Origin of the sequence: Klebsiella sp. w6 (genome assembly GCF_033100215.1) — a bacterium.
Classification (GTDB): domain Bacteria; phylum Pseudomonadota; class Gammaproteobacteria; order Enterobacterales; family Enterobacteriaceae; genus Klebsiella; species Klebsiella variicola.
Genome location: NZ_CP136907.1, coordinates 1,808,724 through 1,832,577, shown reverse-complemented (window position 1 = coordinate 1,832,577; position 23,854 = coordinate 1,808,724). Strand labels below are relative to the sequence as shown.

The following is a 23,854-nucleotide window of genomic DNA, read 5'->3' as shown; positions in this document are numbered from 1 at the left end:
CTCCTCAAGGCATCACATCACCCGAATTTGGCCCTAGCGTCTGGCCAACGAACAGGTTACCCCCAGGCTCGCTGGCCAGCAGCAGCGCCACCGGCGCCACTTCTTCTGCTCGCCCAAAGCGCCCCAGCGGCAGCTCCGCCGTTTTGGCCGTTTTCCACGCCTGGTGAATACCCTCAATAAGCGGGGTTTCAATCGGTCCTGGGGCGATAGCGTTAACCAGCACATTTCGGCTGGAGACTTCCAGCGCCAGAGATTTCGTCAGGCCGATCACGCCAGCCTTAGCGGCCGCATAGTGACACAGCTCTGCCCCACCTTTGATGCCCAGTTGGGAAGCGATATTGATAATGCGTCCCCAGCGTTGGCTTAACATCACTGGCAGAGCTCGCTGGCAGGCCAGAAACACGCTGCGCAGATCGACGGCCATCATGGTTTCCCACATATCCAGAGTGATATCGGTGCAGGGAGCCTGGGTAAGCATACCTGCATTGTTGACCAGCACGTCAATCCCTTCATAGTGCCCCAGGCAGGCATCCACGCCAGCCGTTGCCCCGTCGACCTCGCCGACATCAGCCACCACGCCATAGCAATGCGCCCCAATTAACCGACAACGCTGTACCACCCCTTCCAGTTTATTACGGTCCCGGTCGGTGAGTATCAGTCGAGCCCCTTCGCCGGCAAAAAGCAGTGCGATAGCCTCGCCGATACCACTTGCCGCGCCCGTCACAACACAACGTCTGTTTTGCAACTGCATAGTGGCTCCTTAATCCGGCCAGCGGACGGTCAAACCACCGTCGACAATAAGGCTTTGCCCGGTCAGATAGCGGCTTTCGTCGCTGGTGAGAAAAGCCACTACGCGAGCGATATCATCCGGACAGCCAACCCGTCCCAGTGGAATCGATCTGGCTGCTTTTGCCAGCCCCTCCGGCCCCAGAGAGTTCTGCTTATCCAGCGACTGTGGGGTTTCAATCAATCCGGGGATCACGGCGTTGCAGCGAATACCTCGCGGTGCAAGCTCAACGGCCAGTGAGCGACAAATCCCTGGGACTGCGGCTTTCGCCGCCGCGTAGTGGGCGTGCTCCTGCCAGCCATAGACGCCCCCGGCAATCGATGAGATTGCGACCAAACTCCCACCGCTGATCAGTCGTGGCGTAGCCGCCCGGAAACACCGCATCACGCCGGTGAGGTCCACATTAAGCATTTCGTTCCAGCGGTCGTCGTTCATCTCTTCAATAGACGCGCAGCGTAAGATCCCCGCATTGGCGATGACATAATCAAGACGGCCATAATGAGCGACGCCTTGCGCTATAAACGTATCAACCGACGCCGTATCGGCGACATTCAGCGGCAGCCAGAGTGCATCGCCACCAGCCTCCTCAACCTGTGCAGCAGCGACAGTAGGGTCATGCGGATCGTCCGGGTAGTAACCGGCGATCACCCGTATTCCGCGGCGGGCATACAGGGTGGCCAGCGCCAGACCAATGCCGCTTGCCGCACCACTGATTGCCGCTACTCGCTGACTGATGTTTGTGGTTTCCATCATCGCTCCTTACGCCTGAGGTTGTGTGTTAACGGTCTTGTTCATCCCTGACGCGCGCTGGACATCGCCACGCGCCAGCCACATCACCACACCTGAGATAAAGCAGGGTATGGCGCCAAACCACAGCGCAGCATCCTGCCAGTGCCCTCCATGGCTTAACACTGCGGTGGTACCAACGCTGGCGATGATCGCCCCGACCGGTCCCATCGCGCCAATCAACGCCCCTGCCGTAGCACGGATGGCGGTAGGAAAGCTTTCACTAATGAAAAACAGCGCTGCAGCGTAGGGACCAATCAGGAAGAACAAACCAATACTGTAGAGCGTGACGATAGTGGCAAAGTTGTCCGGGCAGTAGAGCATGCCAGCAAACGCCACCCCCCCCAGCATCCAGCCGACCGCGATAGTATTACGACGCCCAATCCGGTCACCCAGCCAGCCATGGGCCAGGTAACCGCAATAGCCCACCAGATTGGACAGGATTAAGATAAGCAACGAGTTGTTAAAAGAAACATCATGGGTTTTGGTGATGACCGTCGTACCGAGCACGCTAAAAATCTGAATGGCAAACCAGTTGATCAGTACCGCCGCCCCCAGTACCAGGGTGGCGCGCAGCGATGTGCCTCGAAACGCTGCGGCAATTCCACCGCGGTGATGTTCCTCCCATGAAATCTGATAATCCTGGGCTACCTGACGGGCTTCGGCGACCTGCCCTTGTTCACGCAAATGTTGGATTTTCTTTTGTACCTGGAATTGAGGTGTTTCTTTAAGTTTTAGCGCCAGCACAGCGATAACCAGTGAGGGTAATGCTGCAAAAATGAAGCTGCCCTGCCAGCCGATGATGGGCATTAAAATGGCGGTCAGCGCTGAAGCGACTAGTGCACCGACCGGCCAACCACCTTGCACAAGACTGTAGACAAACCCTTTACGTTTATTGAGTTTTGGATCGTCGAGCGCGGTATACAGTTCTGATAAATAGGTAGCGTTCACCGTTTGTTCCGCGTAGCCCAACCCCGCGACAGAGCGAATGGCCGTCAGCGCCCCTTTCCCCCATGCACCGCCCACAGCGGTCAATAATGAGCACAACGCGGCACCGCCAACGGTAATGACAATCCCCATCCGGCGTCCCAGACGATCGACCAGCGGACCAATCGCCAGCGCAATCACTGCGCCGCCAACCGCCACCCAGGTGGCGATTTCCGCTTGCTCTACCTCATCCCAGCCAAAATGGAGACCGATTTCCGGCAATAATGTGCCAAAAAGGATGAAATCGTAGACAGCGAAAACCCAGGCAAAAAAGGCAATCCAGGTGGCAAATTTCACATCCTTGATGGTTAACTGCTGCGGCTGCCAGCCGTTTACGGAAGTTTTGTTAAAAATGCTCATAGCGTAATCCCTCTGTCAGGGGGTAAATGACATTATGCCGAGCGCGGTTTGCGCGCTTTAAAATCATCTGCAATTTCGTCAAAGGTCACGAAGCGAACGCCATCGTGGCTACGGATGTACTGAATCAGGCGTTCAAGCATCAACAACACCTGAGGACGGCCGGAAACATCGGGATGGATAGTCATGGTGAAGACGGCGTACTCATTTTCGCGATAGACCCAGTCGAACTGGTCGCGCCACATCTCCTCCAGATGACGAGGGTTAACGAAGCCATGGCTATTAGGGGATTTTTTGATAAACATCATCGGTGGTAGATCGTCGAGGTACCAGTTGGCTGGAATTTCAACCAGATCCGTCTCCTGTCCGCGCTGCAATGGTTTCATCCACGCATCGGGATGCTTGCTGTAGTCGATTTTTGTCCAGCTGTCGCCAACCCTGACATAGTACGGATGGAAGTCGTTGTGCATCAGACTGTGGTCGTATTTAATGCCCTTTTTTAACAGCAGCTCGTTAGTCACATTGCTAAACTCCCACCACGGCGCCACATACCCGGTCGGGCGTTTACCGGCTAACTGCGTCACCAGTTCGATGCTACGATCCAGCACCGCTTCCTCCTGGGCAGGCGTCATGGCAATCGGGTTCTCATGGCTATAACCATGGATCCCCACCTCATGTCCTGCCTCCACAACCGCTTTCATCTGCTCCGGAAAGGTTTCTATCGAATGCCCGGGAATAAACCACGTCGTACGTAATTGCTGCTCCGCGAACAGTTTCAGCAGCCGCGGCGCGCCCACTTCCCCGGCAAATAAGCCGCGTGAAATATCATCCGGAGAATCTTCGCCACCGTATGACCCCAGCCAGCCGGCAACGGCATCAACGTCCACACCAAATGCGCAAAGGATTTCTTTGGCCATGTTTATTTTCCTTTTGAGTTGAGGGATAACGAATTAGCGCCATCACCTTTGGAAGGCGCCAGCAGATGCGCTACCGCACAGGCAGCGCTTAAAAGCGAGCGATCTTCACCGTTCGGTGAAGAGAAAAGCAGACTGGTATACAGGCCGTTCGCGGTCGTACCGCTTGGCACAGCGAGACCGGGCATATCCAGTAAACTGCCTGGCATGGTTAAGCGCAGCGTGGCGCTATTGGCGAAGGCAAATGCCTCGGCATCCGCCTGCAAGGGCGCCAGCCGCGGCGCGGTATGCGCGACCGTTGGTGTCACCAAAATCGCGCCATTGAGTTCTTCAGCCAGTGCCTGCTGCCAGATCGGACGTAGACGCAAAAAGGTGGTGAGCACCGCCGGATCAATCGTGCCGGAGGCCAGCAGTCGGCGGCGAATGAGGGGATCCATCGCTGTTGCTGCCGGTGACGCCAGCAGAGAGGCATGTAACTGAAAGGCTTCAATCGCCCCTGGCCAGCCATGGTGAGCAATCCAGGTAAGTGCTTCATGTAAGGCTGGCAGGCGCCGATATTCAACAACGACGCCTGACGCCGCTAATCGGGACAGCAACGAAGCACTGTTGTCACGGACGCTAATATCAGCGGCATTGAGAATTTCCGGATCGACAATTAACCGTGACACCGTCGACGACGACGTCTCCTCGCCACAGAGAATGACATCAAGGGCGTAAGCATCACGGACGCTGCGACAAAGAGGCCCGAGCGTATCGAGAGACGCCGCCAGGGGAAACACTCCGCTCGCGTCATAGCGATGACGGCTGGCGCGAAAACCGATCACTCCGCTAAACGCAGCAGGGATGCGCACGGAACCCGCGGTGTCCGTTCCTATTGCAATGCAGGCCACCCCTTGAGCAACCGCTCGCGCCGCGCCGCTGGAAGAGCCGCCAGGAACATGTTCCTCGCCATCGGTTGCCAGTAATGCCGGCGTGGTAAACGTTGGGTTAATACCCAGACCGGAAAAGGCAAACTCACTCAGATTGGTTTTGCCGATAGTCACCATTCCCGCCTGCGTCAGGCGCGCCACCATTCCGGCATCGTGTGTCGCGAGAGGCGCATCCAGGCGGGTTGCGGATCCTGCAGTGGTTCGGGTCCCGGCGATATCGAATAAATCTTTCCAGCAGACCGGAATACCATCCAATGGGCTCAGCGGCGCGCCCTCGCGCCAGCGCTGCGTCGAGGCGGCAGCCTCCTGACGGGCGCGTTCGGGAGTCAGCGTAATAAAAATCCCCTGGGTCTCTTTGGCCGCCGTCAGGCAGGCTTCCGTAAACGCAAGTGGCGAAAGCTGACCTCTGGCAAACAACGCCGCAATGGCACAGGCATCAATCTGGCCCCGCTGAAATTGCAGGCGAATCGTATTCGCGTTCATATCACCCTTAAATGTATATTTAAATAAAAATCCATTTAAACATAGCAAAACAAGTGCCAGAATAATGACAACAAAGTGTCTAAAATGTGATCATATCGTATTAATTTTGTTTTATTGCAGTAATTTCAAGAAGATACAAGTGGGTAGGGTAATGAGATAACAAGTGTAGAAGAGCATCATGAACAGGAGTTATAAATGTATATTTTATGTAATGATCCATTAATGGGCAGCCTGCACTACCGCGGTGCTAATGATGGGGGTTGGTATGACACCGCTCAGGATGTGATAAGGTAAGTTTGATGAGGTAAGGATCGAAAATATGGTCATGCAGACAAACCCTTCGCATGCGGCAACGGAAGATACCGCCGCTGCGCGCTATGAAGTTATTCGTCAGTTTTTACGTCATATTCTGGTTGCCCAGCGAGTGCCAAAGGGGCTGGTACTTCTGGAGGGTCCGTTAGCACAACTATTCGGTACCAGCCGGGTGCCGGTGCGTCGGGCGCTCAGCCTGTTACATGAAGAAGGGTTAATTACCCGCTTCGAGGGGCGTGGCTTTATCGTGGCACAGCCTGACGAAGAGGTCGAGCCATTGCGCCTCGCCCTGACCAGGGAGCTCTTCGGCCTTGATGAACAGCAGCCATTGGTGGATACCCGCACCAGTGGTGAAAAGGTGCTGGAGAACCTGCAGGTTGTACTCTCAACAGCCATGGTATTTGGCTGTTACTCGGTGAATGAGCAAAAAGCGGCACAATATTATAATGTTAGCCGCTCGGTAATCCGTGAAAGTCTAATGCGTTTGCGCGACAAGGGACTGGTAGAAAAAGAGCCTTACTCACAGTGGTTGACCGGCCCGCTTACCGCGCGCGAAATCGCCGATCACTTCGAGATCCGCGCCAGCCTCGAACCCGCAGCGTTGTGCAAGGCTGGACCTCACCTTTCGTCGGCGTGGCTGGCGTCCATGCTGCAAAAGACGCAAGGTTATAAAGGTCGACAATTGACTGCCGCGGAACTGGAGTTACTGGAAGAAGATCTTCACATCCGCTGCCTCGAGCCCGCAGGTAATAAGCTGATGATGCAGATCCTGCGCCAGCATCAGTCTCCTTTCATCATCACGCGTATCTTCTATGATTTACTGGCCATTCCGGTAGAAACCGCCACCCTGGAAGAACACGCTCTGGTGTATGACATGTTGCTGAAAGGAAACTGGGCGCTGGCGGCCGCCTGCCTGAAAGATCACCTTGAACGCGCGCAATCCCGGACCCTTCAGCGCTTAAAAGTGCTTTCCGTGCTGCCTGTCCCCGACTTACCCAACTTTATGGAAGCGAACTAAGCAGAGGGCGGTCAGCCCGCCAGGGACAGCCAGTCGTTCGACACTTACAAACTCCCCTGCACCGCTGCAGCGCTGATATTCACCGGCATGCCGGAGCGGCGCTGCAGGGTTTGCTCGGCCTGTGAAGGACTCACTCCCGGCCCCTGAGTAAACTCGCGTAGCGCCGAGGTCATCGGCAAGGGGACTTTTCTGTCGGATTCAAATTCCGCCCGATTGCGCGACAGCGGCTCGTGCACCTCCAGCCAATGGCTGCCGTCCGGCTCCACGGTGTACTTCACCGGCTGATCGATTAGCTGGACGCGCGTCCCCACCGGTACGTTATCAAACAGGAATTTAATATCGTCATTGCGCAGGCGAATGCACCCCTGGCTGACGCGCAGCCCAATGCCAAAGTTAGCGTTGGTGCCGTGGATGGCGTACAGCCTGCCGATGTAGATCGCATACAGCCCCATCGGATTATCAGGCCCGGGCGGCACCAGCGCCGGCAGGGTTTTGCCCTCTTTCGCATACTCGCGCCGGGTATTGGCGGTCGGAACCCAGGTCGGTCCCTCCTGCTTGCGCTCTACCGCCGTCACCCAGTTACGCGGGGTTTCGCGTCCGGCCTGGCCAATGCCAATTGGCAGCACTTCCACACTATTGCCCAGCGGCGGGTAATAATAGAGACGCATTTCGGCGACGTTGATGACGATCCCTTCGCGCACGGTGTCAGGCAGGATCAACTGTTGCGGAATAATCAGCGTCGAACCGGAGTGCGGCAAATAAACATCAACGCCGGGGTTGGCCTCCAGCATATTGCTCAACCCCTGGCCGTACTGGGCAGCAAAACTTTCCAGCGGTTGGGTGTTGTTCTCCGGCACGGCGATGGTAAATGCGCTGCCCACCAGACGACTTCCCTCCGGTGGCAGCGGATAACTGACGGCCAGCGCGCCGTGGCTGGCGAGCAGCATCAGCGCAGAACAAAGTAATTTCACACGCCGCATCGTCATTTTCCCTTCCTCAGTCGCGACTCTCGTGTGTGAATTATAGCGTTATTTCCTCGCCTCGATCCGCTGACCGCGATGGCTTAAATCTGATAGTCGATAGCGGCCTCTTCCGGCTCCATCGCCTGACGCTTAATTTCATCCAGCGACAGTCCGGCATTGCACAGTTCGATAAAGCGCCAGACGTAGTTACGCTGCAGCTGGCCCCGCTTCAACCCCAGCCACACGGTATTGGCATCGAACAGATGGCGAGTATCGAGACGCGTAAAGGTGTCCGCTTCCCGGGCATCTCCGGACTGCTCGGCAACCAGCCCGACGCCCAGCCCCAGCTCGACATAGGTCTTGATGACATCGGAATCCTGGGCGCTCAGCACGATATCCGGCATCAACCCCTTGCGGTTGAAGGCCTCATCGATTCGCGAACGGCCAGTGATCCCCTGGCGGTAGGTGATTAACGGCCAGCGGGCTATTGCCTCAAGCGTCAGAGGAGAAACCTGCGTCAAAGGATGATCCTTCGGCACCAGCAGGCTGTGATGCCAGCGGAACCAGGGGAAAGCCGCCAGCGTCGGGTCGTTGCTCAGGCGCTCGCTGGCGATACCGATATCCGCCCCGCCGTTATGCAGCAGCGCTTCGATTTCCTGCGGGGTGCCCTGCACCAGCTCGACGCGAACATCTGAGAACAGCTCGCGGAAGGCTTTAATCACCGGCGGCAAGCTGTAGCGCGCCTGGGTGTGGGTGGTGGCGATGGTTAAGACGCCGGAGGCATCATTGGTAAAGAGATCCGCCAGCCGCCGGACGTTGCTGGCTTCATTGAGGATGCGCTCGGCAATGGATAACAGCGCTTTACCCGGCTCGGTCATGCCTAACAGGCGCTTACCGCGACGGATAAAGATCTCAATCCCCAGCTCCTCTTCCAGTTCCCGGATATGGCGGCTGACGCCTGACTGCGAGGTATAGAGCATATTCGCGACTTCCGTCAGGTTGTAATCCTGACGGGCCGCCTCACGGATAATTTTCAGTTGCTGGAAGTTCACCCTTTCCTCCGGGCCAATGGACTTAACGTATCTGCTATTGTTAAAGTCTGTTGTCCCAGGTAACAAATAATAAAAACCAGCAACTTATTCCTTAAGAGAATATAGCCTAACTAACCAGCTGCAGTTCACGGTTCTCCAGCGACGGGCGGCTCACCAGAGACAGCAGGATCTCTTTCACCGCCTGCGCCTGCGGCGACAGACTACCGCGTGCCGACATATTCAGCGACAGCGACAGGCTCATCGACGGCGTGCTAATCCGCGCCATCCAGCCGTTTGCCGCGCCGCACAGGGAGCGGGCAGCGGATTCCGGCAGGACCGTCGCCCCCATGCCGCTGGCGATAGCCGCGGTCAGGGTGGTAATGGATTCGATCTCGCCGATAATTTTCGCCGACAGACGACGCAGGGTGAACGCCTCGGTGACCCGCGCCCGTACCGCGCTGTAATCCCGCGGCAGGAACAGGTTCATCTCCGCCACCGCCGTGAGATCCACGCTCTGTCCCGGGCAGTCGCGGGTACCCACCAGATAGAGGTCCTCTTTCAGCAGCGGCTGGCTGACGATACCGGCCACTGGCGAACGCTCATACAGCACCGCCATATCCAGCTGACCCGCCAGCAGCTTGTCATTCAGCGCAGTGCCGCTGCTCTCCTGCAGATAGACCATCACCTCGGGCAACTCATTACGCACCGTCTGCAGCAACGGCATAGTAATGGCAGAAGCCGCCGTGCCCGGCGCCAGGCCAATCGAGACCTGACCACGCAGCGTCTGGCCGACGTTATTGACCGCCAGTTGCGCCTGCTCACACTGGCGCAGGATGGTTCGCGCATGGGTGTAGAGAATTTTACCGGCTTCTGTTGGCGTGACCCCTCGCTTGGTGCGTATCAGCAACTGCTGGTCCATTTCACCTTCCAGGGTCGCGACCTGCTGGCTCAGGGCCGGTTGTGCGATGTGCAAGACTTCAGCGGCCTGGGTCAGACTGCCGATATCGACGATTTTCACAAAATATTTCAGTCGTCTTAAGTTCATTTTGCCTCCTGTAAGGAACGCCAGCGTCAACGCTGGAAGTATGATGCAACTGGTTCTGCAATTTGCTTGCCAGCTTTTCAATTGCGCTGCCGCTGCCCGCCAGAGGCCGTGTTATAAGGGATAGTGATAACAATCCAGCTTTTATTTGCCCGGTAAGCAGATTGTGGTATGCCCCATTAGGGGTATTTTTGCACCGCAACGGTGCGCAATGGTGAAAAAAGCACCACCCAGCCAGGGGTTGTTGAAATTGTCAGCAGTTGAACGCAATTCTTTGAATCAGGCTTTGACAAGGCCGGATGGCATCGTTAATATGCGCCCCGTTCACACGATTCCTCTGTAGTTCAGTCGGTAGAACGGCGGACTGTTAATCCGTATGTCACTGGTTCGAGTCCAGTCAGAGGAGCCAAATTTAAAAAAGCCTGCTTTCGAGCAGGCTTTTTGCTTTTCGGTTTTCATGCGGCCTTACGCGGTTTACGGCGTCATTGCCGCGCGGCAAATCGGGCAACCTGTTCGGCGAGAAAATCGATTTCCTGCGGCGTGTTATAAAAAGCCAGCGAAGGCCGGACGGTACTCTCATAGCCCAAACGACGCAGGATCGGTTGCGCACAGTGATGCCCGGACCGCACAGCGATGCCAACCTGACTGAGATAGCGCCCCACGGCTTCATTTTCATGCCCCGCCAGCACAAAAGACAAGACGCTGGTTTTGTTCGCCGCGGTGCCGACCAACGTCAGGCCCGGAATAGCCGACAGCTTCGCTATCCCATACTCCAGTAAGGCATGCTCATACTGCGCAATATTTTCGATCCCCAGTGAGGTCACATAGTCGATGGCCGCCCCCAGCCCAACGGCATCGGCAATATTGCCCGTTCCCGCTTCAAATTTATTCGGCGAAGGCTGATAGCGCGTCAGCTCAAAGGTCACGTCGGCAATCATGTTCCCGCCGCCCTGATACGGGCGCGCCGCTTCCAGTACCTCCTGCTTGCCATAGACGACGCCGATCCCGGTAGGTCCAAAAATTTTATGCCCGGAGAAGACAAAGAAATCGGCATCCAGCGCCGTGACGTTGGTCGGGATATGTGAGATAGACTGCGCGCCGTCGATGGCGATACGCACGCCAAAACGATGGGCGATCTGTACCAGTTCCTGAACCGGCGTCACGGTCCCCAGGGCGTTGGAAACGTGAGTGGCGGACACAAAACGGGTTTTATCGTTGAATAACCGAATATACTCCTCGACGATCAGCTGTCCGTGCTCATCAACCGGCGCAACGCGGATCGTCGCGCCCGTCTCCTGCGCAATAAGTTGCCACGGCACAATGTTGGCGTGATGCTCAAGCTGCGTGAGGATAATTTCATCCCCAGGGCGTAGCAGCGGCTTCACGTAGCTGTGAGCGATAAGATTGAGTCCCTCCGTGGTGCCGCGCACAAAGATAATATTCTCCGGGCCGCGGGCGCCAATAAAACGCGATACTTTCTCTCGCGCGGCTTCATAAGCATCGGTGGAACGAGCGGCAAGCGTATGCGCCGCCCGATGAACGTTCGAGTTTTCGTGCAAATAATAATGGCTGATGCGATCGATAACCTGCTTCGGGCGCTGGGTCGTCGCGGCATTATCCAGCCACACCAGCGGATGCCCCTCCACCTGTTCGGCAAGGATCGGAAAATCTGCACGGATCCGCTCAACCGGGATCTGCCCAACCCGCGCCGCTGGCGCAGGCCGGGAGCCGAAAGCAGGCAATGTTGCAAACCCGCGAGGGGTGATATCCGCCCTGCTCTCCTGGCCCAGTGGCACCACCCGCGGCGCGTAGGCCGTCTCCACTCCGCGCGGACGGGCGGGCGTATCGCTCAGCAACCCTTGCAGATCCCGCGCGTCGGGCAGACCATAATCGCGTGCAGAGGGGACGTCATCCGCCTCGCCGGGCCATCCGCCCGGCGCAAAAGGAAGCGTGAATAAATTACTCGTAGTCATAATATTCACCCACTTCAACATCTTCCAGCACAGCAATGGCATCATCGGCCAGGATCGCGGCGGAGCAATAAAGTGAGAGTAAATAAGAGGCCACGCCGTTATCATCGATCCCGCGGAAGCGCACCGACAGCCCGCGAGACTGCTCGTTTGGCAGCCCTTCCTGATAAAGCCCCAGCACGCCGCGTTTACTTTCCCCGGAGCGAATCAGCAGAATATTGGTTTTCCCGCCCTGGCTTTTTGGGTTCTTCAGTCCGTCGACAAACAGTTTATCGGAAGGGATCAGCGGAATACCGCGCCACAGAATAAAAGTCCCGCCATGCAGGTTCACGGTGACCGGCGGCACACCGCGTCGCGTGGCTTCACGCTGAAAGGCGGCAATGGCCCGCGGATGGGCGAGGAAGAAGGAAGGCTCTTTCCACACTTTTGACAACAACTCATCCAGATCATCCGGCGTCGGGCGGCCGTTGCGGGTCTGAATGCGCTGCGAGTCATCAATATTTTTCAGCAGTCCATATTCATCATTATTAATAAGCTGGCTTTCCTGGCGTTCACGCAGGCTTTCGATCGCCAGCGCAATTTGCTCTGACGCCTGGTCATAGGGCGAACTGTAGAGATCGGCAATTTTGGTATCAACGTTAATAATGGTCGAGATCGAATCCAGCTGATATTCACGCGGTGTGGTCTGATACTCAATATAGCCCTGCGGTATCTCTACGCGCGAAGGATCCTGGCTGCATAATACGTCCAGCGGCGTCTCCCCCTCCACGACCTTGTTGACGCGATAAATGCCCGACTCCAGCCCTTTATAATCGAGAAAACGACTGACCCAGCGCGGAGTAATTGCCGCAAATTGCGGCGCCGTTTTGGTCACATTCGCTAACTGATACGCGGCTTCACGCCCCAGTGCATTAATGCTTTTTTGTTCTGCCATGATAAGTCCTTAGTGTTTGAAAGAGTGGAGCTGAAGGTTAGTACTGCGGTAAACGGGTATCGACATCCCGCGCCCAGGCGTTTAGGCCATCTTTTAAATTCATCACGCGCCCCTGATAACCTGCGCGCTGGAGTGCCCGAATGGCGAAAATACTGCGCTGCCCTATCTTGCACAGAAACACCGCATCGACCGTCGGATCGAATTCATCGATACGTCTGACTATCTGGCCCAGCGGCATCACTTTGGCCTGCGGAAATTTTGCGATCGCTCTTTCGTGGGGCTCACGAATGTCGATCAGTTGCAGGGGTTTTCCCTCCTCTATCCACGCATGAAGCTCAAGCGCCGTGACGCTTTCAATGGGTGCTTCTGACTCATCAGGTTTCAGCCCGCAAAACTCCTCATAGTCGATGAGCGCATGGATCGACGGATGCTCACCGCAGACCGGACAGCCGGGGTCCCTCTCCAGCCGCAGTTCACGTTGCTTCATCTGCCACACATCGAAGAGCAGCAGACGGCCGATCAGGCTCTCGCTGCCGCCGACGATAAGCTTGATGGCTTCCGCGGCCTGAATAGTGCCAATAATGCCCGGCAACACACCGACCACGCCGCCTTCCGCGCAGGAGGGCACCAGCCCCGGCGGCGGTGGCTCGGGATAAAGGCAGCGGTAGCAGGGCCCTTGCCCGGCATAAAAAACGCTGGCCTGCCCTTCAAACTGGAAGATGGAGCCGTAGACCAGCGGCTTACCCAGTAACACGCAGGCATCGTTGATCAGATACCGGGTGGGATAATTGTCCGTGCCGTCGACCACCAGGTCGTATTCGCGGATGATCTCGAGCGCGTTTTTACTACTCAGGGTGGTGTTATAGGTTTCCACCTGAATCTCGGGGTTAATTGCTTTAATCTTGTCTTTCGCCGAAGCGACTTTGGGGCGGTTAATATCTTTGGTGCTGTGAATAATCTGCCTTTGCAGGTTGGAGATATCGACAAAATCAAAGTCGACAATCCCCAGCTTACCAACCCCCGCCGCGGCCAGATAAAGCGCCACTGGCGCCCCCAACCCGCCGGTGCCAATAAGTAACACGCGGGCGGCCTTCAGACGCTTTTGCCCCTCAAGCCCGACTTCCGGCAGCAGCAAGTGGCGGCTGTAGCGGGCAATCTCAGCATGCGTCAGCTCCGACAGACGGTCGTCCGGGATAATGCTCGGTCTGCTCATATCGCCTTCCCGACGCCACCGGCAATGGCGGGAACCAGCAACACTTCCGCCCCATCGCTAACCGGCGTCTCCAGCCCACCGGTAGTTTTAATATTGTGCTCACCCACATACAGATTGATAAAGCTGCGCAACGCGCCTGCGTCGTCATACAGATGCGGCTGAATGTCCGGATATCGCGCCGCCAGCGCCGCGACCAGTTGCCCAACGGTGTGACCTTCGAGGGTCACCTTCCCCTGACCGTCGGTGAACGCGCGTAGCGCAGTGGGGATCAGTAATGTCGATGCCATAGTGATAATCTCTCCGTGTTTTGCTCTGGTTTCCGGCAACGTTGTGCCTGTTATTCACGTCATGAAACGATGTGCACTTCCTCCTGCAAAAAGCGCAGGCGGTCCTGCGTGAGCCGCCAGCTGGTCAGCGCCCCCGCCTGCCGCTGCGCGACCGCCACGATGATGTAGGCGTAAAACGGCAGGGCATGTTCACGGTCAAATTCCGATGGAATGGCCGGATGATCGGGGTGCGAATGGTAATAGCCGATGACATCCACACCTTCCGCCAGCGCAGCACGCTCCGCCCGCAAGGCGTCGTCGGCGGTGATAACAAAGCGGTGGTACTGCTCTTCCGATTCCCGCGCGTTGACGATGGGGAAAATCGCCGTCACGCGGCCATCGCCCTGCGCAGATAAATGACCAAAAAGCGCACCACAGCATTCATTGGGATAGGTCTTTTCCCCTTCAGCGCCAATCTGTCTGGCGATTTCACGAGTCAATTCAATCATGGGTTTCATTCCAGAAAGGGTCGGTCAAATAGCGGGAGCCCACATCGCACAGCAGCGTGACCACCACCGAACCAGCCGGTAGCGTGCGGGCCAGCCGTGCGGCGGCGGCAACATTGGCGCCAGATGAAATACCGACAAAAATGCCGTCCCGCCGGGCGAGGCGTCGCGCACTCGCATAGGCCTCCTCGGTGGTGACGGAAATCACATCATCAAACAGGGTTTCGTCGAGAATGCCGGGTTTAATACTGCTGCCCATATGCTTAGTCCCTTCAATGCCATGGAATGGCGAAGCGGGCTGAACGGCGAGGGTTTTCACCCGCGGATCCTCAAACTTCAGCCGCCGGGCGGTGCCGACAAAACTGCCTGACGTGCCCATCCCGGCGACAAAATGGGTGACTTGCTTTCCGCTTTGCTCCCAGATCTCTTTCCCGGTGGTCGCGAAATGCGTTTGCGGATTAACGGGGTTGTTATACTGGTCGGGATAAAAATAGCGCTCCGGGTGTGCGGCGACCTGGGCCTGGACTTCAAGATAAGCGCCATCGGAACCTTCAAGCGGATCAGTCTCCACAATCGTGGCGCCATACTGGCGAATTATTTTTTTACGCTCCGGGCTGGTATTCTGCGGGAGATACAGCTGAACGTGATACCCCAGCGCGGCGCCGATCATCGCGTACGCAATTCCGGTATTACCACTGGTCGCATCAATAATAGTTTTATCCGGCGTCAATAACCCCCGCGCAATTCCGTCCAGTACCATCGCTTTTGCCGCGCGGTCTTTCACCGAGCCGCTGGGATTCATAAATTCAGCTTTTGCCAGCAGCGTGACACCCGATAATTCTGCAGAAAAAGAGGGCAAGGCTATTAAAGGCGTCTCGCCAATCGTTTCAAGTAAATTCATAATAATGATCACGCTGCTATTTTAATGGTACGGGAACGATAGGTTTATTTATTCCTGTAATGATTAAATGCCGTCGCCGTCGCTGAAATGCCTCTGCTGAATTCGCGCCTGTTGGACATTACTGTCCGGTGGCACATCACGAGTTAGCCAGATATTTCCTCCGATGCTGGAGCGCGCCCCAATGGTAATTCTCCCGAGGATTGTCGCGCCGGCATAAATCACAACGTCATCTTCAATAATAGGGTGGCGAGGATAATTTTTTTGCAATTGTCCGTCCTCACCGACGAGGAAACGTTTGGCCCCCAGGGTGACGGCTTGATAAATACGTACTCGTTTACCGACGATGGCGGTTTCACCAATGACCACGCCGGTTCCGTGATCGATAAAGAATCCGTCATCAATCTGCGCACCGGGATGAATATCGATTCCGGTCTGGCTATGCGCCTTTTCCGTGATGATGCGCGCCAGCAGCGGAAGGTCGAGCTGATGCAGCTCATGGGCCAGCCGATAGTGCATCACCGCATGAATTCCCGGGTAGCAGAGCAGCACATCATCCATGCTGCGCGCGGAGGGGTCACCCTGATAAGCGGCGAGGATATCACCGTCAAGACGCTGACGAATCACCGGTAAACGGTTGGCAAACTGCTGAACGCGTCTGACCGCCTCCTGCAACAGGACCTCATTTTCCGCCTGCTCATCCGACTGATAATAGAGTTCCAGAAGTGCTTCTTCGGTAAGCCTGTCCAGCGCGGTGCCCAGCAAATGGCCGACGTAATAATCTTCCCCCTCTTTGCGTAAGTCCACGTCGCCTAAGCGCATCGGATAAAGCACTTTTATCAATGTATCCGCGACGGAATTAACGCTTTCCCGGGAAGGTAAACTCCGTTTATTACGATAATTATTCTTCGCGTGCTCATCGCGCCACGCCTGGCGAACGCGACGCAATTCATTGACGACATTATTTAAATGCCAGTTATTTTCTCTTTTCGGCAAGAGATACAATTCACCCGCTTCCGGCATAATAATATCCTTCATAAAAGCAAATCGATAAAATTCTTTTTGGCGTTACCTCACTTTTATGCATTACCCACATTAAAAACAAATAACCTTATTGACTTTAAATAGCTGAAAAGAATAAATAGTTAAAAATCAAGGTATTCTTCCCCCCTCACCTCGCTCAGTCGTGACATCGCGTCCCGCCTGGTCAAGCATTGTAGGCGTCAAACCCCAGTGAGATGGGGAAAAGCAGGTTCCTTGCAATAAGTAGAGCCAGAGGTTTGCTTTCAGAGCAACTCGCCCCATCTGCCACTGTTCGCCAGTCCAGGCCGCCAACATAAAAAAAGCCTGCTTTTCCAGCAGGCTTTGTTTTATACCGCGGCAGAACACCTCTTCCGGAAGGCGAACCAGCCCCTTTCAGCGCTTACGCCCCGGCCCACCGGCCATGTTTGTTAGCGCAAGCTTTCTTCCTTGAGGTCTATCTCCCGCAGCACTTCATAAAAGGTCGTATCACTGATGTTATGGGCGCGCCGCAGCCGGAACAGCTCCTGGCGCTGAGCGATAATGACCTCCCTTTGCATATACTTCTCCAGCCTGGCGCGCTTCGCCAGCTCCAGCCCGACGTCCTGCTCCTCGTCACTGTCGTTATAGTGCAGCCGCCGCTGGTACGTTTCCAGCAGCATATTGCCCGCATCGACCCGCAAAGCCTGCTCATTCGGATCGTCCACCGACTCGTCCAGCAGCGCATTCAGGCGGTTAATCGCCACTTCGGTCATCACCGCACCGATATTGTCTTTCCCGGTGTCATGGGGTAAATCATCGGCCAGATACTGGGTCATGTACGGCAGGCCGACGGCCGCCACGATGAGCGACATCAGGATCACCGCCATTGAGAGAAAGATCAGCAGTTCCCGCCCCGGAAACGGCGAGCCATCCGCCAGCAATACCGGTAGTGTCAGGATACCGGCAAGGGTGACGGAACCTTTTACCCCCGCCAGCGCCATGACGGCCATAATGCTGAATCGCGGACGAATAGTGATAGCCTTGCCCCGGCGCTTGCGGCGGAAAATCGTCAGGGTCATCGACAGCCATACCCAGGCAAAGCGCATCAGGCCAAGCGCCAGGGTGATGGCCACCGCGTACAGCAGCAGATACCAGGGAGACGAGACGCCGGCCTGACTGGCCACCGCAGGAAGCGTTTTCAGCATGCGCGGCAGCTGCTCGCCCAGCATGAGAAAAATCATGCCGTTGAGGGTGGTCTGCAGCATGGTCCACACCGCGCTGCTTTTCATACGCGTCGCCGGCAGTCGGGGACCCGACAGCTGCTCATAGTGCATCGCAATGCCGGCGGCCACCGCAGCAAGAATGCCTGAGACATGGAACGCCTCGGCCAGCAAATAGGCAGCGAAGGGGATAAGCAGGCTTATCAGGATCTGAATTGCCGGCTCCTCGCGGGTGCGCCGCACGAGAAAGTTGTTGCATTTGCCGGTGACCCACACCACCACGAGGCCACTGAGGATCCCCCCAAACGCCATCAGGAAAAACTTCACCACTGCGTCTCCCGGCGAGAAGCTGCCGGTCAGCACCGCGGCGATGGCGAAGTTAAAGGCGACAAGGCCTGAAGCATCGTTTAACAGCGACTCCCCTTCGAGAATATGCGCCATCCTTGAGGGAAGCGGTGAGCTGGCGGTCATTGCCGATACCGCCACCGGATCGGTGGGTGACAGAATAGCCGCGAGGGCGAACCCCGCGGCCACGGTGATAGCCGGGATCAGCCAGTGTATAAACAGACCAATGCCGAGGATCGTCACCATCACCAGGCCTATCGCCAGCGACAGAATCGGCTTCATATCCCTGAAAAAGGCGTCTTTGGGGATCCGCCAGCCATCGAGGAAAAGCAGCGGCGGAATAAACAGCAGCAAAAAGATATGCGGATCGAAATCGACCTGAAATCCGCCGGCGGCCAGCGCAGCGCCTGCAGCGATCTGGATCAGCGGCAGCGGCACCTTAACGGGCAGAAGATGAGACACGAACACGGTCACGACGATGGCCATCATAAAGACCAACACAATAGTAATTAGCGACATTCGCCCCCTCCTCTGACGGCAATACTCATTCTGTACATCACGCTTTTATTCCTTTCCTTGCAGGTGTTGTTTCATCGCCGGATTATTGCTTCAGACGCCGATAATAGAGCTCAGCAATCTCTGTATGATGGCGATGTTATTTAAACTACGGTGCGCCTCATGCCGAACCAGGGGTGACAATGTGTTTTATCGTACCGCCTTTGTCAATCCGCCATCGTCTGCAAATAATTGACAATCCGCGTCTGCGACAGCGCAATGCAGGTATCTCTGGCGCTCGTCTATCCCACCTGATGGTAATCACGGATCAATATATTTTTATATTAGTTCTTCTTATCGTATTTCGAATACGGATATTACCAGGCAACCTAATAGAATTCGCAGAGTAATATTTCTCTGCCGAAAACAACGGTTATCGCCGTACAGTGCCAGAACATGCTTATGCCAGGCCGCCTTCCTGACCCTGGTTTTCGACATCCCTCTCCTCCGCCACGCTGCGCTTGCCCCATCCCGGGTTTGGGCGTACCCTGACCGACAATTAAACCACACGGTCTAAATGATGAATCCCGATACCTCCGCCGTCCTGAAGCCCCGCCGCGGCCGTCCACCCAAGGTCGATCGCCAGTTTGACGATACGCGCCAGGCGCTGATTCGCTCAGGCCTTGAAGTGCTGACCGAAACGGGCTATCTCGCGGCAGGTATCGAGGCCGTTATCAGGAATATCGATGTGCCCAAGGGATCGTTTTATCACTGCTTTAAAAGCAAAGAGGCTTTTGGCCTGGCCGTGCTTAGCGCCTATGGCGACTTTTTTGCGCATAAATTAGATAAATTCCTGCTGGACGACGCCGTGCCGCCGCTGGAACGGATGGCGGCTTTTGTGCGTCATGCCGGCCAGGGGATGGAGAAATACCAGTTTCGCCGCGGCTGCCTGGTGGGCAACCTCCTGCAGGAAGCCCCGCTGTTACCCGACACCTTTCCCGGGCGATTAAAAGCGATTCTGGCGGCATGGGAGTCGCGCGTGGCCCGCTGCCTGCACGAGGCGCAGGCTGTCGGAGCGATCGCCCGCGACGCCTCACCGGACGCGCTGGCCCAGGTCTTCTGGATCGGCTGGGAAGGCGCGGTGATGCGCGCCAGGCTGTGCCAGTCTGCCGCACCGCTTGACCAGTACTGGGAATTTTTTGCGCACAGTATGACACCAAAAACACCTGCACAGGACGGCGTTAGCGCCGATAACCCCCTTCCGACGAGGAATACTCTGTCATGAAAGCATTAGTTCTGGACCAGATCGACAACCGCACCGTCGCCGCCGTCAAAGCGATCGACCTGCCCGCCCTTGCCGAAGGCGACGTTCGGGTCGCTATCGACTGGTCGAGTCTCAACTATAAAGATGCCCTGGCGATCACCGGCAAAGGCAAAATCATCCGTCAGTTCCCGATGGTGCCTGGCATCGATTTTGCGGGACGGGTGAGTGAAAGCCGCGATCCGCGCTTTGTTCCCGGTCAGGACGTGATCCTGACCGGTTGGGGCGTAGGCGAAAACCACTGGGGTGGCCTGGCCACCGAAGCCTGCGTCAAAGGCGACTGGCTGGTTGCCCAGCCGGCGGCGCTCAGCGCGCGCCAGGCGATGATCATCGGCACCGCCGGCTTTACCGCAATGCTGTGCGTTGATGCCCTCGTCAATGCGGGCGTCACTCCGGAAAGCGGGGATATCCTGGTTACCGGCGCCAGCGGCGGAGTCGGCAGCACCGCCGTGGTGTTGCTGAAAGCGCTGGGCTACCGGGTGACGGCGGTATCGGGCCGGGAATCGACGCACGATTATCTTCGCCAGCTGGGCGCCGATGCGATCCTGCCGCGCAGCGACTTCGCGGAGACCCGTCCGCTGGAGAAACAGCTGTGGGCGGGCGCGGTGGATACCGTAGGCGGCACGATGCTGGCCAAAGTGCTGGCGCAGACGCAATACCGCGGCTGCGTCGCCGCCTGCGGTCTGGCCGGGGGCTTCGATCTGCCGACCACCGTGATGCCGTTTATTCTGCGCAACGTGCGCCTGCAGGGGGTGGACTCGGTGATGGTGCCGACCGCTGAACGCGACGCCGTCTGGCAGCGTCTGGCCCAGCTCCTGCCGGAAAGCTACTACCAGCAGGCGGCCACCGAAATCACGCTGGAGCAGGCGCCAGCGTATGCCGCAGATTTTCTCAGCAACACGATTCACGGCCGGACGCTGGTCAATATCGGCCAGTAATCCTCTTCTCCCGGCGCCCGTGGGGCGCCGGACTTCGAGAGGATCAAGGCATATCATTTCCTTCCCCACGGGATTATGATGACGCGAACCGATGCCTTTGCGAGTGGTAAAAAAGTAAATGGATGTCATAAGCATCATTATGGCGGCGGGTAAATCATCCGTTGACGTTGCGCTGTATACGCTGTTGCCGATTATGGTGATCATGCTGATCATCATGAAATATCTGGAGGTCCGCGGCATCCTCGATGTGATTGTTCGCTGGGTTGCCCCGCTGCTGAAGCCCTTCGGCTTAACCGGGATGAGCGCCTTCGCCCTGATCCAGATTAACTTTGTCAGCTTTGCCGCCCCGCTTGCGACGTTGTCGATTATGGACAAACGCGGCGTCTCGGACCGGCAAATGACCGCCACGCTGGCCATGGTGTTCGCCATGGGGCAAGGCAACGTCTTTTATCCCCTCACCCCTTTTGGTCTGCACTGGCTGGCCTCGATCGTTATCTCGGTGGTCGGCGGGCTGTGCGCGGCCGCCGTCGCCTGGCACGTCACCGGACGGCGCTTATCGGTCGCCGAGAATCCCCGCGCGGAAGCGCTGCCCAACGCCGAGCAAAACAGCCAGGGCATACTGGCGGTGATCAACAGCGCCGGCTCCGACGCCATCCGCCTGGCGCTCGGCGCAGTCCCGATGCTGATCCTGTCGTTAACCATCGTCGGGCTGCTGCAGGGCGCCGGGGCCATTGACCTGCTACAGCAGGCGCTGAAGCCGGTACTTGGCTGGCTGCATATCCCGCAGAACTTTGTGCTGCCGGCGCTGGTGAAGTGCGTCGCCGGGGGCACCGCCTACTTTGGCGTCATTTCTGAGCTGATCCAGCAGGGCAAAGTGACCGTCAGCCAGGTCAACGCCTCGGCCGGCCTGCTGATCCAGACCTTTGATCTACCCGGTATCGGTATTTTTCTCGGCATCAGCTCACGGTTTGTCCGCCTGTTTCGCTTTGTCGTTCCCGCGGCGATCGTCGGCATCCTGCTGCGTACCGTTCTGCACCTGCTCCTGTTTTAACGCCTCTGCTCTGGCCTGCGCTTTCAGGCAGGCCGTCACCGCCGCCTGCTCGCCGCAGGTGATATGCTCATCGACGCGCGCCAGCATCCACGGAAAGAAAGGATTGGAGGTGACGCGCATTAACGTCTCCAGCCCCACGCTCAGCGTTCCGGTTTCCCCTCGCAGTGAAATGGTGCCCAGGCTGATGCCGTAGCGGTTCTTCTCGTCCGGCTCGCGACCGTACAGCGAGTCGCTCAGGGGAAACGGCACCGCCACATGCGACAGAGAGTACATATCCGCCGGCCAGGCGAGATGCAACGGATAACGATGCTCATCCCGCTCCTGCGCCAGCGTGGTACGGGCGATGGTCTGCAGCGTGTGCGCCGTCGCGTTGGTCACCACCGTAGTGGTATAGGCCCGCGGCGCCGGGGGCAGCAGCGTATTGACTGCCGCATAGAGCGCGGGACGGAACAGGACCCGGAGATCCGCCGCCTGGTTAATGTCGAACACCACCAGCTCGCTGCCGTTATCCGGCAGGTAACGATACAGGGACTCCACCACCGCGCGGGTGCTGACCGTGGAATCCATCACCGACTGAAAGGTCAGGACCGGCGGCAGCGCTTTCAGCTCGCCCTGACGGGACGCGCGGATAATCTGCTGCTGCAGCGCCTGGCTCAATAACCAGGACTGTCTTGCCGCCTTGACCGGAAAGGAGTTGTACTTGAAGGGATTAAACTCAGGCGCCACGTTCAGCCAGGCCGCGCGGGCGAACGCCGGGAAGATGGACGGCAGCCCGGCGAGGCCAGCGAAACGGGCAAACGCGGTCACACCGATCATCGGCGACAGCAGGATAATCTGCTGCGGCTGACGCAGGTGGCTGTCTTCCAGGCTATCAAGAGCATACTTGAGCGCCAGTGCGCCGCCGTTAGAGTAACCGACCAGATGCAGCGGCACGTCCGCCCCGGCCAGGCGCGTCGCTTCGCGCACTGCCAGACGCGTCGCCGCCAGCCAGGTCTCCCAGTCCACCGCCGTTAACGCCCCCGGCGCGGTGCCGTGTCCCGGCAAACGCGGCACCACCGCCACATAACCCCGCTGCTGCCAGAGTTGCGCCAGATAGCGCACGCTGTAGGGCGAATCAGTCAGGCCATGGAGCAGCACCACGCTGCCGCGCGGCTTGCCCTGCGGCAACAGCACAAAAGAACGATTCCAGTCCTGCTTAAACTGCCCCGGCCAGACCCGGCTGTGACGATAAAAGCGGTTGACCGGGGTTTTATCTTCCTCCGGCAAAGCCTCTGTCACCTCGCGCTGGAGATCGGCGAAAATCGTCTTCTCCCGCGCCAGATACTGGGCAAAGGTCGCCTGGTCGATCTCTTCGGCCGACATCTCGTTGGCGCTCCAGGTATGCCAGCGATGCAGGGCCGGGCCACGCTGGGACTCATAGATCCGCCCGGCGAGAAAGACCACCAGCAGCACCAGTACCGCAATGATCCCTTTTTTTAGCAGTGAGCCAATCACGGCACCCGACGTTCGCCAGTGGCGTAAAACATGCTTCATGACGCTCCCTCTTATATTTTTCGCGTAGCCGGACTCAGTTGCCCTCTTCCTGACAGGCTATTTTCACTGTCTGCTTCTCAGCATAGTCATCGGTTCCGGCAAATTAAACCCGGCAGATCATTCATGTTCGGTGAAAAAAAGCCTACCGATGAGATCAACGTTCGGTCGCGTATTTTTAAACACTGTATAAACCAAGGGGATAATCTTATTGTCAGACCTTGAGGAAACATGAATTATCGGCAGGGACGCGATCAGGACAGGAAGATATAGATGGAGTGGTGGGTAAAAAAAGTACGAAAAAATTCAATGACCAGCTCCTGCTGCGTCGTGCTGCAGAGCGGTGCGCTGGAGATGATTGCGGAAATTGAAGCTTGTCGCCTCCACCTGCAGGAAGGCGATAAACTCACTCCGCTGGCCAATGCTCGTTATTGTCTGAATAATAACCCGGCGCAGACGTTGAAGATCCTCAAAGCCACTCATTATAGCAGTGAGCGCTGGGCCAAACTCGGCGGATAAAGATCACGTCCGGCCCTTAGCCAGTTATAGTCTCAGTA

The 23,854-nt window shown here is 57.1% G+C and carries 21 protein-coding genes, 1 tRNA gene and 1 pseudogene; 6 read left to right on the top strand and 17 right to left on the bottom strand.

All coding sequences use genetic code 11. The annotated features are described in order from the left end of the window. Positions 1 to 4: 4 nt before the first annotated feature. From R0140_RS08780 to R0140_RS08760, 5 genes are read right to left on the bottom strand one after another with little or no spacing between them, the layout of a single operon-like run. Positions 5 to 751: an SDR family NAD(P)-dependent oxidoreductase gene (locus R0140_RS08780; protein ID WP_022065159.1), complete on the bottom strand. Its 747-nt coding sequence runs from the start codon at positions 749 to 751 to the stop codon at positions 5 to 7. Positions 752 to 760: 9 nt separating this feature from the next. After that, complete coding sequence (locus tag R0140_RS08775) at positions 761 to 1,537, bottom strand: SDR family NAD(P)-dependent oxidoreductase (protein ID WP_016161416.1); 777 nt, start codon at positions 1,535 to 1,537, stop codon at positions 761 to 763. A gap of 9 nt (positions 1,538 to 1,546) precedes the next feature. Next, a complete protein-coding gene (locus tag R0140_RS08770) occupies positions 1,547 to 2,920 on the bottom strand; it encodes an MFS transporter (protein WP_022065160.1) in 1,374 nt (457 codons plus the stop codon). A 32-nt stretch (positions 2,921 to 2,952) separates the two neighbouring features. Next, positions 2,953 to 3,834 (bottom strand): polysaccharide deacetylase family protein, encoded by an 882-nt coding sequence (locus tag R0140_RS08765; protein WP_016161418.1) that lies wholly within the window; start codon positions 3,832 to 3,834, stop codon positions 2,953 to 2,955. 2 nt (positions 3,835 to 3,836) lie between these two features. Beyond that, complete coding sequence (locus R0140_RS08760) at positions 3,837 to 5,243, bottom strand: amidase family protein (protein WP_032735975.1); 1,407 nt, start codon at positions 5,241 to 5,243, stop codon at positions 3,837 to 3,839. Positions 5,244 to 5,562: 319 nt separating this feature from the next. On the opposite strand from R0140_RS08760, the gene R0140_RS08755 reads away from it, so the two are divergent. Beyond that, on the top strand, positions 5,563 to 6,573 hold the full coding sequence (locus R0140_RS08755; protein WP_016161421.1) for a GntR family transcriptional regulator: 1,011 nt from the start codon (positions 5,563 to 5,565) through the stop codon (positions 6,571 to 6,573). A gap of 44 nt (positions 6,574 to 6,617) precedes the next feature. Here R0140_RS08755 and ldtA read toward each other — a convergent pair whose 3' ends face one another. From ldtA to nac, 3 genes are all read right to left on the bottom strand, one after another. Continuing rightward, the gene (ldtA, locus tag R0140_RS08750; RefSeq protein WP_012967646.1) at positions 6,618 to 7,559 is read right to left on the bottom strand and encodes a L,D-transpeptidase; all 942 of its coding nucleotides are present in this window, start codon (positions 7,557 to 7,559) and stop codon (positions 6,618 to 6,620) included. Positions 7,560 to 7,636: 77 nt separating this feature from the next. After that, on the bottom strand, positions 7,637 to 8,587 hold the full coding sequence (gene cbl, locus R0140_RS08745; RefSeq protein WP_004180456.1) for an HTH-type transcriptional regulator Cbl: 951 nt from the start codon (positions 8,585 to 8,587) through the stop codon (positions 7,637 to 7,639). Positions 8,588 to 8,693: 106 nt separating this feature from the next. Next, positions 8,694 to 9,611 carry a nitrogen assimilation transcriptional regulator NAC gene (nac, locus tag R0140_RS08740; protein WP_002911729.1) on the bottom strand — a complete coding sequence of 306 codons (918 nt, stop codon included), beginning with the start codon at positions 9,609 to 9,611 and terminating at the stop codon, positions 8,694 to 8,696. A gap of 330 nt (positions 9,612 to 9,941) precedes the next feature. Here nac and R0140_RS08735 point away from each other — a divergent pair. Further along, positions 9,942 to 10,017: transfer RNA gene (locus R0140_RS08735), tRNA-Asn, on the top strand. Positions 10,018 to 10,090: 73 nt separating this feature from the next. On the opposite strand, the gene R0140_RS08730 is transcribed toward R0140_RS08735, so the two are convergent. From R0140_RS08730 to R0140_RS08695, 8 genes are all read right to left on the bottom strand, one after another. Further along, positions 10,091 to 11,581 carry a cysteine desulfurase gene (locus R0140_RS08730; protein ID WP_032691217.1) on the bottom strand — a complete coding sequence of 497 codons (1,491 nt, stop codon included), beginning with the start codon at positions 11,579 to 11,581 and terminating at the stop codon, positions 10,091 to 10,093. Beyond that, positions 11,568 to 12,512 carry a family 2A encapsulin nanocompartment shell protein gene (locus R0140_RS08725; RefSeq protein WP_008804182.1) on the bottom strand — a complete coding sequence of 315 codons (945 nt, stop codon included), beginning with the start codon at positions 12,510 to 12,512 and terminating at the stop codon, positions 11,568 to 11,570. The genes R0140_RS08730 and R0140_RS08725 overlap by 14 nt, the downstream gene beginning before the upstream one ends. Positions 12,513 to 12,549: 37 nt before the next feature. Further along, the gene (gene moeB / locus R0140_RS08720; RefSeq protein ID WP_022065165.1) at positions 12,550 to 13,725 is read right to left on the bottom strand and encodes a molybdopterin-synthase adenylyltransferase MoeB; all 1,176 of its coding nucleotides are present in this window, start codon (positions 13,723 to 13,725) and stop codon (positions 12,550 to 12,552) included. Continuing rightward, entirely contained in the window at positions 13,722 to 14,012 is a 291-nt protein-coding gene (locus R0140_RS08715) for a MoaD/ThiS family protein (protein ID WP_008804180.1), read from the bottom strand. Before R0140_RS08715 ends, moeB begins: the two co-directional genes overlap by 4 nt. A gap of 59 nt (positions 14,013 to 14,071) precedes the next feature. Further along, positions 14,072 to 14,500 carry a M67 family metallopeptidase gene (locus tag R0140_RS08710; protein WP_012541140.1) on the bottom strand — a complete coding sequence of 143 codons (429 nt, stop codon included), beginning with the start codon at positions 14,498 to 14,500 and terminating at the stop codon, positions 14,072 to 14,074. Beyond that, complete coding sequence (locus R0140_RS08705; protein ID WP_032735976.1) at positions 14,493 to 15,398, bottom strand: PLP-dependent cysteine synthase family protein; 906 nt, start codon at positions 15,396 to 15,398, stop codon at positions 14,493 to 14,495. The genes R0140_RS08710 and R0140_RS08705 overlap by 8 nt, the downstream gene beginning before the upstream one ends. 63 nt (positions 15,399 to 15,461) lie before the next feature. Continuing rightward, complete coding sequence (epsC, locus tag R0140_RS08700) at positions 15,462 to 16,391, bottom strand: serine O-acetyltransferase EpsC (RefSeq protein ID WP_008804177.1); 930 nt, start codon at positions 16,389 to 16,391, stop codon at positions 15,462 to 15,464. A 455-nt stretch (positions 16,392 to 16,846) separates the two neighbouring features. After that, positions 16,847 to 18,481, bottom strand: coding sequence for a Na+/H+ antiporter (locus R0140_RS08695; RefSeq protein WP_012541138.1), 1,635 nt, complete (start codon positions 18,479 to 18,481; stop codon positions 16,847 to 16,849). Between the two features lie 556 nt (positions 18,482 to 19,037). On the opposite strand from R0140_RS08695, the pseudogene R0140_RS08690 reads away from it, so the two are divergent. The 3 genes and pseudogenes from R0140_RS08690 to R0140_RS08680 all read left to right on the top strand — a co-directional run bounded on the left by R0140_RS08690 (position 19,038) and on the right by R0140_RS08680 (position 21,767). Beyond that, positions 19,038 to 19,863, top strand: a pseudogene (locus tag R0140_RS08690) (TetR family transcriptional regulator C-terminal domain-containing protein). Then, positions 19,754 to 20,716: an MDR family oxidoreductase gene (locus R0140_RS08685; protein ID WP_223168428.1), complete on the top strand. Its 963-nt coding sequence runs from the start codon at positions 19,754 to 19,756 to the stop codon at positions 20,714 to 20,716. The pseudogene R0140_RS08690 and the gene R0140_RS08685 overlap by 110 nt, the downstream one beginning before the upstream one ends. Positions 20,717 to 20,834: 118 nt before the next feature. Then, positions 20,835 to 21,767: a nucleoside recognition domain-containing protein gene (locus R0140_RS08680; protein WP_008804173.1), complete on the top strand. Its 933-nt coding sequence runs from the start codon at positions 20,835 to 20,837 to the stop codon at positions 21,765 to 21,767. Here R0140_RS08680 and R0140_RS08675 read toward each other — a convergent pair. Continuing rightward, positions 21,678 to 23,300: an alpha/beta hydrolase gene (locus R0140_RS08675; protein ID WP_117122297.1), complete on the bottom strand. Its 1,623-nt coding sequence runs from the start codon at positions 23,298 to 23,300 to the stop codon at positions 21,678 to 21,680. The genes R0140_RS08680 and R0140_RS08675 overlap by 90 nt on opposite strands. 270 nt (positions 23,301 to 23,570) lie before the next feature. Between R0140_RS08675 and pmrD the strand changes: the two genes are divergently transcribed. Further along, complete coding sequence (pmrD, locus tag R0140_RS08670; protein WP_008804171.1) at positions 23,571 to 23,816, top strand: signal transduction protein PmrD; 246 nt, start codon at positions 23,571 to 23,573, stop codon at positions 23,814 to 23,816. The last annotated feature ends 38 nt before the right edge of the window (positions 23,817 to 23,854 follow it).

What these genes read in the sequence shown, in the direction of transcription:
- R0140_RS08780 (WP_022065159.1), bottom strand. Translation starts at nt 751, where the DNA reads ATGCAGTTGCAAAACAGACGTTGTGTTGTGACGGGCGCGGCAAGTGGT.
- R0140_RS08775 (WP_016161416.1), bottom strand. Translation starts at nt 1,537, where the DNA reads ATGGAAACCACAAACATCAGTCAGCGAGTAGCGGCAATCAGTGGTGCG.
- R0140_RS08770 (WP_022065160.1), bottom strand. Translation starts at nt 2,920, where the DNA reads ATGAGCATTTTTAACAAAACTTCCGTAAACGGCTGGCAGCCGCAGCAG.
- R0140_RS08765 (WP_016161418.1), bottom strand. Translation starts at nt 3,834, where the DNA reads ATGGCCAAAGAAATCCTTTGCGCATTTGGTGTGGACGTTGATGCCGTT.
- R0140_RS08760 (WP_032735975.1), bottom strand. Translation starts at nt 5,243, where the DNA reads ATGAACGCGAATACGATTCGCCTGCAATTTCAGCGGGGCCAGATTGAT.
- R0140_RS08755 (WP_016161421.1), top strand. Translation starts at nt 5,563, where the DNA reads ATGGTCATGCAGACAAACCCTTCGCATGCGGCAACGGAAGATACCGCC.
- ldtA (WP_012967646.1), bottom strand. Translation starts at nt 7,559, where the DNA reads ATGACGATGCGGCGTGTGAAATTACTTTGTTCTGCGCTGATGCTGCTC.
- nac (WP_002911729.1), bottom strand. Translation starts at nt 9,611, where the DNA reads ATGAACTTAAGACGACTGAAATATTTTGTGAAAATCGTCGATATCGGC.
- R0140_RS08730 (WP_032691217.1), bottom strand. Translation starts at nt 11,581, where the DNA reads ATGACTACGAGTAATTTATTCACGCTTCCTTTTGCGCCGGGCGGATGG.
- R0140_RS08725 (WP_008804182.1), bottom strand. Translation starts at nt 12,512, where the DNA reads ATGGCAGAACAAAAAAGCATTAATGCACTGGGGCGTGAAGCCGCGTAT.
- moeB (WP_022065165.1), bottom strand. Translation starts at nt 13,725, where the DNA reads ATGAGCAGACCGAGCATTATCCCGGACGACCGTCTGTCGGAGCTGACG.
- R0140_RS08715 (WP_008804180.1), bottom strand. Translation starts at nt 14,012, where the DNA reads ATGGCATCGACATTACTGATCCCCACTGCGCTACGCGCGTTCACCGAC.
- R0140_RS08710 (WP_012541140.1), bottom strand. Translation starts at nt 14,500, where the DNA reads ATGATTGAATTGACTCGTGAAATCGCCAGACAGATTGGCGCTGAAGGG.
- R0140_RS08705 (WP_032735976.1), bottom strand. Translation starts at nt 15,398, where the DNA reads ATGAATTTACTTGAAACGATTGGCGAGACGCCTTTAATAGCCTTGCCC.
- R0140_RS08695 (WP_012541138.1), bottom strand. Translation starts at nt 18,481, where the DNA reads ATGTCGCTAATTACTATTGTGTTGGTCTTTATGATGGCCATCGTCGTG.
- R0140_RS08680 (WP_008804173.1), top strand. Translation starts at nt 20,835, where the DNA reads ATGGATGTCATAAGCATCATTATGGCGGCGGGTAAATCATCCGTTGAC.
- R0140_RS08675 (WP_117122297.1), bottom strand. Translation starts at nt 23,300, where the DNA reads ATGAAGCATGTTTTACGCCACTGGCGAACGTCGGGTGCCGTGATTGGC.
- pmrD (WP_008804171.1), top strand. Translation starts at nt 23,571, where the DNA reads ATGGAGTGGTGGGTAAAAAAAGTACGAAAAAATTCAATGACCAGCTCC.